Source organism: Roseateles sp., from assembly GCF_039595595.1.
GTDB lineage: Bacteria > Pseudomonadota > Gammaproteobacteria > Burkholderiales > Burkholderiaceae_C > Roseateles.
Genome location: NZ_JBCNLG010000026.1, coordinates 51557 through 62214 on the forward strand (window position 1 = coordinate 51557; position 10658 = coordinate 62214).

Here is a 10658-nt window from a genome sequence, read left to right on the forward strand (position 1 = left end):
AGATGGTCAAGAGCTTTTCCCGCCCCCTGAAGATGCTGGGCATCGCCGCGGCGATGAGCATGGCCGCCCTGGCGGCCCAGGCCCAGCCGGCCCCCGCCGACGCGCCCCCGCCGCCGCACGCGATGCATCGTGGCGGCCCGGACTTCGGCGGCCCCGGCGGCTTCGGCGCGATGCATGGCCGGCTGCTGAAGGAGGCTGGCGTCTCCGACGCCCAGCGCGCGCAGCTCAAGCAGATCTTCGACGCCGCCCGCAACGACCTGAAGGGCCAGCGCGACACGATGCGCCAGCTGCATGAGCGCATGGAGGCCCTGTTCACCGCGCCGACGGTGGATGCCAACGCCGTCGAGCAGTTGCGCCAGCAGATCGCCGCGCAGCGCGAGGTCGCCTCCAAGCGCATCACGCTGGCGATGATCGACGCCTCGCGCGTGCTGACGCCCGAGCAGCGCGCCAAGCTCGCCGAGCTGCGCAAGCAGGAGCGCGAGAAGATGAAGGCGCACATGAAGGACCGCATGCAGCACATGAAGGACCGCCGCGGCGGCAACCCGGACAACCCGCTGCCGGCTCCCTTCACCGAGCGCTGATTCGCGAGAGGACGGCTATGCTTCAGACTTTCGATGAGTCCGCGGCGCGGGCCCAGGCCGATCCGGCCCGGGCGGCGGCCGCCTCGCAACGACCGATGAATCCACGACTGCTCCTGATCGACGACGATGCCCGCCTCACGGCGATGCTGGGCGACTACCTCAGCAGCGCCGGCTTTGACGTCAGCTTCGCCGGCTCGCTGGCGCAAGGCCGCACCGAGCTGGAGGCCGGCCAGTTCGAGTTGCTGGTGCTGGACCTGATGCTGCCCGACGGCGACGGCCTGGAGTTCTGCCGCCAACTGCGCAGCGACAAGCGCTGGCGCCGCCTGCCGGTGCTGATGCTGTCGGCGCGTGGCGAGCCGATGGACCGCATCCTGGGCCTGGAGCTGGGCGCCGACGACTACCTGCCCAAGCCCTTCGAGCCGCGTGAGCTGCAGGCGCGGGTCAAGGCGCTGCTGCGCCGCACGGAGCCGCAGGCGATGGGCGACGAGGTGCTGCGCTTCGGCCGGCTGGAAATCGACCTGGCGGCCCGCCAGGTGCGCCTGGACGGCAACGCCTGCGACCTGACCAGCCACCAGTTCGACCTGTTGGTGGTGCTGGCGCAGAGCCCGGGCCGGGTGCTGTCGCGCGACCAGATCATGGATGCGCTCAAGGGCCATCCGCTGGAGGCCTTCGACCGCTCGATCGACGTGCACATCTCGCGCATCCGCTCGGTCATCGAGGACGACCCCAAGAACCCGCGACGGGTGCTGACGGTGCGCGGCGCCGGCTACGTGTTCGCACGCAAGCAGGACGCCGAAGGCCTCGATTAAGTGAAGGCGCTGTACCTCCGGATCTACGTCACCGTCGTGCTGGTGCTGCTGGCGTTCGCGCTGGGCAGCGCCTGGCTGTTCCAGGGGCGCATCGAGCAGGAGCGCGGCAGCTTCGAGCAGGCCGCGTCGGAGCGCCTGGTGGCGCTCGCGGTGCTGGTCCAGCGCGCGCTGCCCCCGGCGAGTGCTCCGGCCGACGAGCAGGCCGATGCCGTCGAGGACTGGGGCCAGCGGCTGCGCATGGCGATGGCGCTGGAGGACTCGCGCGGTCATCGGATCGGGGCGTCGCCGCTGTTCGAGCGCCGCGAGGATCTGCCGGGCTCGCGCATCCAGCGCATTCCGCTGGACGATGGCCGGCATCTGCTGTTCCTGCGCTTGGCGCGGCCGCCGGGCGCGTCCGGCCCGATGGGCCAGGCCGCGCTCGAGGCCGACGCCCGCGCGAGCGGCCCCAAGCGCGTCCTGCGCGAGCGGCGCGACCCCTTCTTCGACGGTCCGCCGCCGGACGTGCGCCCGCCGCGCCGCGAGGCGCGCCCCGAAGCGGAGCAGGCCCGGCAGCGCATGCTGGACCGGCTGGAGCAGCAGCGCCGCGAGGAGGCCGCCAATGGCTCCTGGCTGCCGGGCTGGATCCCGCGCCCGAGCGGCGAGGCGCTGATCGTGCTGCTGGCGGTGCTGTTCCTGGCGGTGGCGGGCGGCGCCTACCCGGTGGTGCGGCGGCTGACGCGCCGGCTGGAGTCGCTGAAGTCCGGCGTGGAGCAGTTCGGCTCCGGCGATCTGAGCTTCCGCGTGGAAGACAACGGCAAGGACGAGGTCGCCGCGCTGGCGAGCAGCTTCAATCGCGCCGCCGAGCAGATCGAGACGCTGCTGCGCTCGCACAAGAGCCTGCTGGCGAACGCCAGTCATGAGCTCAGATCGCCGCTGGCGCGGCTGAAGATGGCGTTCTCGATGCTGGACGACGCCTCGCCGGCGCAGCGGGCGCGGCTCGGCCAGGAGATCAACACCAACATCGCGGAGCTGGACGCGCTGGTCGAGGAAGTGCTGTTGGCGAGCCGGCTCGAGGGCGGCGCGCAATCGCTGCGGCTGGAGCCGGTGGACCTGCTCGCGATCGCGGCGGAATCGGCGGCGCCCGCGGGCGCGGAACTGGAGATCGAGCCGGGGATCGAGCGCTTGACCATCAAAGGCGATGACCGGCTGCTGCGGCGCGCGCTGCGCAATCTGCTCGAGAACGCGCGCCGTTATGGCGGGCCGGTGGTCGAGTTGAAGGTGCGCCGCGCTGGTCAGGAAAGGATCGAGCTGATGGTCTGCGATCGCGGTCCGGGCGTGCCCGAGCCGATGCGCGAGCGGATCTTCGAGGCGTTCTTCCGGCTGCCCGGCCACGCCGAGGTGTCAGGCGGCGTGGGTCTTGGGCTCAATCTGGTCAAACAGATCGCGACGGCCCATCAGGGCAACGTGCGCTGCGATGCGCGTGAAGGTGGCGGCAGTTGCTTCGTGATCACGCTGCCGCTGAACGCGAGCTAGGCGGCTCCCGGCGATGCACCCATGCCAGCAGGGGTAGACCGCCGAGCCCACCAGCCGGCTATTCATCCGACGCGCGACCCGATGGACCGCCCGGCGCACCCGCCGCGTCCGGCACATCCGCCGCCTCCGCGCCCGCCTCGCCGGATCGCTCCGGCGGCCCTTGGCGCCGCTCGATGGCCCGCTCGGCATAGCGATTGAATCGCCACGCCGAGCCCTCCAGCGTGATGCGCCGCCATGTCGCGCGTTTCTCGGCCGGCGTGAACACCGGCCAGTCCTGCACCTCGTCGAAGCTGCGCCCGCAGCCCTTGCAGAGCTCGTCGCCCTGGCTGGTCGAGCAGATCGCGATGCAGGGCGCGTCCGGCGTCGTGTCGTACCAGCGCAGCCAGGCGGCCAGCGCCGGCGCGGGCATGCTGTCCTCGTCGCATTCGGCCTCGTGGTGGAACACCATCAGCGCATAGACCTCCGCCAGCGCCCGCAGCTCCGGGCCCAGCGTCACGCCGTCGCCGGGCGCGCGCTGGCGCCACCAGTTGATGGCGGATTCGATGTCGGTGATGTGGATGCCTGCCATCTCGAGCGATTCAGTTCAGTAGTCGATGCCCATCGCGCCGCGCACCTCGCGCAGCGTCTTGCGCGCCACCGCGCGGGCCCGTTCGGTGCCGACCTCGACGATCCAGTGCACCTTCTTCGGATCCGCCAGCAATTCGTCTGCCCGTTCGCGCCAGGGGGCCTGCTCGTCGTGGATCGCGTCGATCAGCGGCTGCTTGCAGTCCAGGCAGCCGATGCCGGCACTGCGGCAGCCGGACTCGACCCAGGCGCGCGTGTCGCTGTCCGCGTAGACCTTGTGCAGCGCCCACACCGGGCAGCGCTCGGGCTCACCGGGGTCGCCGCGGCGCGCGCGCTGCGGATCCGTCTGCATCTTGCGCACCTTGTCGGCGACCACCTCCGGCGCGTCGCGCATCGCGATCGCGTTGCCGTGGGTCTTGCTCATCTTGCGGCCGTCCAGGCCGGGCAGGCGCGAGGTCTCGGTCATCAGCGCCTGCGGCTCCGGCAGCAGCGGCGCGTAGAGATGGTTGAAGCGGCGTGCGACCTCGCGCGTCACCTCGACGTGCGGCGCCTGGTCCTCGCCGACCGGTACGAACGCCGCCTTGTAGATCAGGATGTCCGCCGCCTGCAGCAGCGGGTAGCCCAGCACGCCATAGGTGGCCAGTTCGCGGTTCTCCGCCACCAGTTCCTTGTAGCTGGGCATGCGCTCCAGCCAGCTCGACGGCGTGCTCATCGCCAGCAGCGTGAAGAGCTCGGCATGCTCGGGCATGCGGCTCTGGATGAAGAGCGTGGCCTGCTCCGGGTCGACGCCGGCCGCCAGCCAGTCGACGACCATGTCGTAGACGTTGTGCTCCAGGCCCTCGCGGTGCTGGTAATGCGTGGTCAGCGCATGCCAGTCGGCGACGAAGAAGAAGCAGTCGTAGGCAGCCTGCAGCCGTACCCAGTTCTTCAGCGCGCCGTGGTAGTGCCCCAGGTGCAGCGCGCCGGTGGGCCGCATGCCGGACAGCACGCGCTGGCGCGAAGGGGGAAGGGCGAGATCGGTCATGGCGATGGCGATGGCGGCGGCGGGGAGGGCGATTGTAGGGAGCGATGGTCCGCGAGGCCTCCGGTCACGCCCATTCACGCCCATGCCCCTTGGCTACACTGCCGCCCCATGAAGAACATCGTGATCCTGATCTCCGGCCGCGGCTCCAACATGGAAGCCATCGTCCAGGCCTGCGCCGCCGGCGGATGGCCGGCCCGCATCGCCGCCGTGATCAGCAACCGGCCCGACGCGGCTGGTCTGGCATTCGCCCAGGCGCATGGCGTGGCCACCGCGGTCGTGGACCACAAGGCCTTCGGCAAGGGCGATGCCGCCCGCGTCGCGTTCGACGCCGAACTGCAGCGCGTCATCGATGGCTTCGACCCCGACCTGGTCGTGCTGGCCGGCTTCATGCGCATCCTGACGCCGGGCTTCACTGCCCACTACGCGGGCCGCATGCTCAACATCCATCCGTCGCTGCTGCCGGCCTTCCCGGGGCTGCACACGCACCAGCGCGCGATCGAGGCCGGCTGCCGGGTGGCCGGCGCGACGGTGCACTTCGTGACCGCCGAGCTCGATCATGGGCCGATCGTGGCGCAGGCGGTGGTGCCGGTGCTCGACGGCGACGACGAGGCGGCGCTCGCCGCGCGGGTGCTCAAGCTCGAGCACCGCATGTATCCGAGCGCGGTGCGCTGGTTCGTCGAGGGCCAGCTCGCCACTGACGGTGCGCGCGTCAGCCATCGCGGCGGCGAGCCGCAGATGTTCAGCTGACGGCGTTTCGAAGCCGGTCGGGCGGGCGAGGACGTCCAGACTCAGCCCGAATCTCAGCCCAGCATGCCCGCCAGGAAGTTGATCGTCAGCGCCAGCACGACGGTGTTGAACACGAAGGCCTGTACCGCCTGCACCAGCACCAGCCGCCGGATCGGCCGTGCGCTGACCACGACGTCCGAGGTCTGCGAGGTCGCGGCCACCGTCGCGGCGAAGTAGAGGAAGTCCAGGTAGTCGGGGGCCTCCTCGTCGCCGGGGAACTCCAGGCCGTGCGGCGCTTGTGGCCCGCTGTGGAACAGCGACGCGTAGGCCAGGCCGAATTCCACCGGCAGCAGCAGCCAGGAGCCGGTCAGCGTCGCCGACGCCACCAGCAGATGCGGCCAGCCGGCGGCGAGGCCGGCGTCCTTGAGCTTCGCGAGTTCGAGCGAAATCGCCGCCATGCTGGCCGCGCCGCCGATCATGGCCAGGATCAGCACCGTCGAGACGCCGTCCGCGACGGCGCGGGCCTGGTCCTCGACGTCCTCGGCGCTGGTGCGCAGCATCATCCAGCCGATCAGGATGAGGTAGATCCAGACGCCGGCGCTCCAGCCCAGCAGCGCGCGTGTGTGCCAAGCGAGCTCCACCGGCCAGGCGGCCGCGAACAGCGCGCCGGCCGCCGCGCCGATCAGCAGGCGGGGGCGGCGCCGGATCTGGTGCAGCAGCGGCATCGCGCTCAGTCGCCGATGCGCGCGAAGCGGGGCTGCGCGAGGCCGTCGACCTCGACGCTGCCGAAGAACATCGCGTAGGGGCGCACCCACAGGCCGCTGTCGTTATAGAGCGGCGCGTACAGCACCAGCGGCTCCAGGGTCTCGCTGTGGCGTACCACGCCGCGGACCTCGTACTCGCCGCCCTTGTAATGGCGGTAGCGGCCGGGCCGGGCTTCGGGCAGCGGCGGGAGCGGGTCGCCCGCGCCATGGGCCGCGGGGGCGTTGGAGCCTGGACTCGTGCGATCGTGGGGAGAGGCGCTCATGCGGGGAAGGCGGGTTCCGGGATAATCCGGCGATGCATCCTAATGCCCTTCTCGAACTCTGCGCCGAACTGGTGGACAGCCTGCTGCTGTTCGACAAGCCCGCCGACGCCCTGGTCTCCGACTTCTTCCGCGCCCACAAGGCCCTGGGCCAGCGCGAGCGCCACACCCTCGCCGAAACCGCCTATGCCGTGCTGCGCAAGCGGCCGCTGTTGCAGCATCTGGCGCAGTCCGGCCGCGGCCCCATGGCGCGGCGGCTGGCGATCCTGGCCTGGGCCGGCAACGAGGCCTTCCTGCGCGGCGCCCTCAAGGAGGAGGAGCTGCAGTGGCTCAAGCAGGTCGAGAAGGTCGACCGCAGCAAGTTGCCGGAGAAGCTGCGTCACAACCTGCCGGACTGGCTGGTCGATCCGCTGCGCCAGCGCCTGGGCGACGAGCAGTTCTGGCAACTGGCCGACGCCGTCAACGAATCCGCCCCGCTGGACCTGCGCGTCAACCTGCTCAAGGCCAAGCGCGAGGACGTGCAGGCCGCGCTGAAGGCCAAGGGTTTCGAGTCGGCGCCGACGCCGTACTCGCCCTGGGGGCTGCGCCTGGACGGAAAGCCGGCCCTGCAGAAGCTGGACGTCTTCACCAGCGGCCAGGTCGAGGTGCAGGACGAGGGCAGCCAACTGCTGTCGCTGCTCACCGAGGCCAAGCGCGGCGAGATGGTGGTCGATTTCTGCGCCGGTGCCGGCGGCAAGACCCTGGCGCTGGGCGCTTCGATGCGCAACACCGGCCGGCTCTATGCCTTCGACGTGTCCGGCCACCGGCTCGACAAACTCAAGCCGCGCCTGGCGCGCAGCGGGCTGTCGAACGTGTATCCGGTGCAGATCAGCAACGAGCGCGACGACCGCATCAAGCGCCTGGCCGGCAAGATCGACCGGGTGCTCGTCGATGCGCCGTGCTCGGGCCTGGGTACGCTGCGCCGCAATCCCGACCTCAAGTGGCGCCAGACGCCGCAGGGCGTCCAGGAGCTGCATGACAAGCAGCTCGCGATCCTGAACAGCGCCTCGCGGCTGCTCAAGCCGGGCGGCCGTCTGGTGTACGCCACCTGCTCGCTCCTGGACGCCGAGAACGAGGCGGTCGCCCGCGAGTTCGCCGACGCGCATCCCGACTTCACGCTGCTGCCCGCCCAGGACGTGCTGGTGCACGCGCAGGTGGAGACGGGGCAGGCGGCCGAGCTGTCCGAGGGCGGCTTCCTGCGCCTGTGGCCGCACCGCCATCGCAGCGACGGCTTCTTCGCCGCCGTGTGGGAACGGAACAAGTAAATCAATCACGCCTTCAGGGGCTTCCGTCCCTGAAGCGTCAAAAGACCGGCGGGAATGCCGTATTCCTGGGCAAGACTTCTAGAGTGAGTCGCCTACAATCGTGGCTTCCTGTGGACAACTGGCTCCTCGCGAGCAGGGTTAGGACCGAATGAACGTATTGATGTCTGTGCACGACGCCGTCCTGAACTGGATGATCGACGGCCTCACCGGCGCGAGCTGGTGGCAGATCGTGGTCTTCACGCTGGTGGTGACGCATATCACCATCGCCGCCGTCACGATCTTCCTGCACCGCGCCCAGGCGCACCGCGCGCTGGACCTGGGCCCGATCCCGTCGCACTTCTTCCGCTTCTGGCTGTGGCTGACGACCGGCATGGTCACCCGCGAATGGGTTGCCATCCACCGCAAGCACCACGCCAAGTGCGAGACCGAGGACGACCCCCACAGCCCGGTCACCCGCGGCATCAAGACCGTCATGACCCGCGGTGCCGAGCTCTATCGCGCCGAAGCCAAGAACGAAGAGACGATCAAGAAGTTCAGCCATGGCGTGCCGGACGACTGGGTCGAGCGCCACATCTACAGCGGCCGTTCGGTCTGGGGCGTGTCGCTGATGCTGATCATCGACGTGGCGCTGTTCGGCGTCGTCGGCCTGGCGGTCTGGGCGACGCAGATGGCCTGGATCCCGATCTGGGCAGCCGGCGTCATCAACGGGGCAGGCCACTACTGGGGCTATCGCAACTTCGAGGCGACGGACGCTTCGACCAACGTCTCGCCGTGGGGCCTGATCATTGGCGGCGAAGAGCTGCACAACAATCACCACACTTATCCGACGTCGGCGAAGTTCTCGGTCAAGCCGTTCGAATTCGACATCGGCTGGGGTTACATCCGCGCGATGGAGATGATCGGCTGGGCAAAGGTCCGCAAGACCGCGCCGCAGATGAAGACGGGCGAACTCAAGGCGGTGGCCGACAAGGACACGCTGGAGGCGATCATCGCCAACCGCTACGAGGTCATGGCGCGCTATGCCCGCGACCTGCGTGGTGTCTGCAAGGCCGAGCTGAGCCAGCTGAAGGCCGCGGGCCAGCAGCACAGCGTCAAGTTCCACCAGTTCAAGCTGGCCAAGCGCTGGCTGCATCGCGACGCGGAAAAGATCCCGGCGGCCTTCCAGGCGCAATTGGAAGGGGCCCGTGCGGCCAGCCCGGTGCTGGACAAGCTGGTGACGATGCGCGAAGAGCTGCGTCAGCTGTGGACCCGCACGAACGTGTCGGCCGAACAGCTGGTGCACGATCTGCAGGCTTGGTGCCGCAAGGCTGAGGAAAGCGGCATCGCCGAATTGAAGGCTTTCGCGATGGGATTGCGCGCGGTGCGCGCCTGATCTCCGCGCTGGTGGTGTGCCGTCCACGGTGATGGCCAGCACCGAGCGCAGTTGAAGGAATGCAAAGGGCGCCCACTTCGGGCGCCTTTTTTCATTGCGGCGCCCATAATTTGTCGGGACTGTCACACAAGGAGACTGACATGACTGCCTCGACCCTGATCAAGCGCACGGCGGTGCTGGGCTTGACCACTTTGAGCCTCGGTGCGCTGGCGTCGGTCGCCCAGGCGCAGGCGGAGGTGAACTTCATCAAGCCGGAGAATTTCTCCGACATCGGCCGGATGCAGGTTGACCGCGATAACGCGATGAAGCAATTGGCGGATCATTTCAAGGCGCTCGCCGCGCGCGAGCTGCCCGGCAAGCAGTTGAAGATCGACGTGACCGACGTGGATCTGGCCGGTGAGGTGGAACCCCGTGCTCGCGATCAGGTGCGCATCCTGCGCACGGTGACCATTCCCCGGATGAGTTTCACCTATACGCTCAGCGAGAACGGTCAGGTCCTGAAATCCGGCAAGGCGGATATCAGGGACATGGATTATCAGAACTCCCTCGGCAATCGCTATTTCGATACCGAGCCGCTGCGCTACGAGAAGAAGATGATCGACGACTGGATGGCCCGCGAACTGCTGGGCAAGTCGCGCCTTGATCGCGTGACGCCGTGAATCGGAAGCCGGCTCATTCCATGAATGAGCGCCCAGGCTGAAATGAAAAAACCCGCCGATTGGCGGGTTTCTTCTTCAAGGAGGGCTGAATTACTTCAGCTTGGTTTCCTTGTACAGCACGTGCTTGCGTGCCTTGGGGTCGAACTTCATGAATTCCAGCTTTTCGGGCGTGGTCTTCTTGTTCTTGTTGGTGGTGTAGAAATGACCGGTGCCGGCAGTGGATTCCAGCTTGATCTTTTCGCGTCCGCCTTTGGATGCCATGGTGTCGCTCCTGGTTCAGTGATTAGGCTTGACCGCGAGCACGCAGGTCGGCCAGCACGGCGTCGATGCCGTTCTTGTCGATCAGACGCAGGGCGGCGTTGCTGATGCGCAGGCGGACCCAGCGGTTTTCGCTTTCGACCCAGAAACGGCGGTATTGCAGGTTCGGCAGGAACCGGCGCTTGGTTTTGTTGTTGGCGTGGGAAACGTTGTTCCCGACCATGGGCTTCTTGCCCGTGACTTCGCAGACGCGTGCCATGAGGACACTCCGATACTTGTCATCCGGCGACCATCCCATTCGTTCCAACTGTTGGAGCGCGGGCGGCGGCCTCACCTCGCCATAGGGTGGCGGTAACCCATCTTTCCCGCGTCGAGATCCTTCACAGGTTTTCGGCGCAAGAAAAACGGCGAGTGTAGCAGAAATAAGCCGGCCCGCGCAAAGGCGGGCCGGTCGGAGGGGGGGGGAAGGGCGCCGCGAGGCGGCGCCCGACGTGCCGTCAGGCGGATTCCTGCTCGAGGAAGCGCTGCGCGTCGAGCGCGGCCATGCAGCCGGTGCCCGCGCTGGTGATCGCTTGGCGGTACACGTGATCCTGCACGTCGCCGGCGGCGAACACGCCTGGCACGCTGGTCATCGTGGCGAAGCCCTCCAGGCCGCTCCGGGTCCGGATGTAGCCGTCCTTCATCTCGATCTGGCCGGCGAAGATGTCCGTATTGGGCTTGTGCCCGATCGCGATGAAGCAGCCTTGCAGCTTGACGTCGGTGGTCGAGCCATCCTGCGTGCTCTTCACGCGCACGCCGGTGACGCCGCTGGCATCGCCCAGCACC

Annotated in this window: 14 protein-coding genes; 7 read left to right on the forward strand and 7 right to left on the reverse strand. The window is 68.5% G+C overall.

The genetic code is table 11. The annotated features are described in order from the left end of the window. Positions 1-2: 2 nt before the first annotated feature. The 3 genes from ABDW61_RS22150 (at position 3) to ABDW61_RS22160 (ending at position 2902) form a co-directional block, all read left to right on the forward strand. On the forward strand, positions 3-581 hold the full coding sequence (locus ABDW61_RS22150; protein ID WP_343641819.1) for a Spy/CpxP family protein refolding chaperone: 579 nt from the start codon (positions 3-5) through the stop codon (positions 579-581). A gap of 95 nt (positions 582-676) precedes the next feature. Then, positions 677-1390 (forward strand): response regulator transcription factor, encoded by a 714-nt coding sequence (locus tag ABDW61_RS22155; protein WP_343641821.1) that lies wholly within the window; start codon positions 677-679, stop codon positions 1388-1390. Next, positions 1391-2902: an ATP-binding protein gene (locus tag ABDW61_RS22160; protein WP_343641822.1), complete on the forward strand. Its 1512-nt coding sequence runs from the start codon at positions 1391-1393 to the stop codon at positions 2900-2902. It begins immediately after the preceding gene. Positions 2903-2960: 58 nt separating this feature from the next. Here ABDW61_RS22160 and ABDW61_RS22165 read toward each other — a convergent pair whose 3' ends face one another. Continuing rightward, on the reverse strand, positions 2961-3470 hold the full coding sequence (locus ABDW61_RS22165) for a DUF3717 domain-containing protein (RefSeq protein ID WP_343641823.1): 510 nt from the start codon (positions 3468-3470) through the stop codon (positions 2961-2963). Between the two features lie 15 nt (positions 3471-3485). Then, entirely contained in the window at positions 3486-4490 is a 1005-nt protein-coding gene (gene trpS, locus ABDW61_RS22170) for a tryptophan--tRNA ligase (RefSeq protein WP_343641824.1), read from the reverse strand. A 108-nt stretch (positions 4491-4598) separates the two neighbouring features. On the opposite strand from trpS, the gene purN reads away from it, so the two are divergent. Then, a complete protein-coding gene (gene purN, locus ABDW61_RS22175; protein WP_343641825.1) occupies positions 4599-5237 on the forward strand; it encodes a phosphoribosylglycinamide formyltransferase in 639 nt (212 codons plus the stop codon). A 53-nt stretch (positions 5238-5290) separates the two neighbouring features. Here the strand turns inward: purN and ABDW61_RS22180 are convergent, their stop codons facing one another. Together ABDW61_RS22180 and ABDW61_RS22185 are read right to left on the reverse strand one after the other, a co-directional pair. Further along, positions 5291-5941: a DUF1345 domain-containing protein gene (locus ABDW61_RS22180; RefSeq protein WP_343641826.1), complete on the reverse strand. Its 651-nt coding sequence runs from the start codon at positions 5939-5941 to the stop codon at positions 5291-5293. Positions 5942-5946: 5 nt separating this feature from the next. Beyond that, positions 5947-6162: a DUF1653 domain-containing protein gene (locus ABDW61_RS22185; protein ID WP_343641842.1), complete on the reverse strand. Its 216-nt coding sequence runs from the start codon at positions 6160-6162 to the stop codon at positions 5947-5949. A gap of 113 nt (positions 6163-6275) precedes the next feature. Here ABDW61_RS22185 and ABDW61_RS22190 point away from each other — a divergent pair, with 113 nt between their 5' ends. The 3 genes from ABDW61_RS22190 to ABDW61_RS22200 all read left to right on the forward strand — a co-directional run bounded on the left by ABDW61_RS22190 (position 6276) and on the right by ABDW61_RS22200 (position 9575). Further along, positions 6276-7544 (forward strand): RsmB/NOP family class I SAM-dependent RNA methyltransferase, encoded by a 1269-nt coding sequence (locus tag ABDW61_RS22190; RefSeq protein ID WP_343641828.1) that lies wholly within the window; start codon positions 6276-6278, stop codon positions 7542-7544. A 148-nt stretch (positions 7545-7692) separates the two neighbouring features. After that, positions 7693-8916, forward strand: a complete 1224-nt coding sequence (locus ABDW61_RS22195) for a fatty acid desaturase (RefSeq protein ID WP_343641829.1) — start codon at positions 7693-7695, stop codon at positions 8914-8916. A gap of 140 nt (positions 8917-9056) precedes the next feature. Further along, positions 9057-9575 carry a DUF3016 domain-containing protein gene (locus tag ABDW61_RS22200; protein WP_343641831.1) on the forward strand — a complete coding sequence of 173 codons (519 nt, stop codon included), beginning with the start codon at positions 9057-9059 and terminating at the stop codon, positions 9573-9575. A 90-nt stretch (positions 9576-9665) separates the two neighbouring features. Here ABDW61_RS22200 and rpmG read toward each other — a convergent pair whose 3' ends face one another. The 3 genes from rpmG to ABDW61_RS22215 all read right to left on the reverse strand — a co-directional run. Next, entirely contained in the window at positions 9666-9836 is a 171-nt protein-coding gene (gene rpmG / locus ABDW61_RS22205; protein WP_058934741.1) for a 50S ribosomal protein L33, read from the reverse strand. A 22-nt stretch (positions 9837-9858) separates the two neighbouring features. Continuing rightward, complete coding sequence (rpmB, locus tag ABDW61_RS22210) at positions 9859-10092, reverse strand: 50S ribosomal protein L28 (protein WP_067067039.1); 234 nt, start codon at positions 10090-10092, stop codon at positions 9859-9861. Positions 10093-10330: 238 nt separating this feature from the next. Then, positions 10331-10658: FAD-dependent oxidoreductase (locus ABDW61_RS22215; protein ID WP_343641834.1), on the reverse strand; the 328-nt coding region annotated here is incomplete at its 5' end.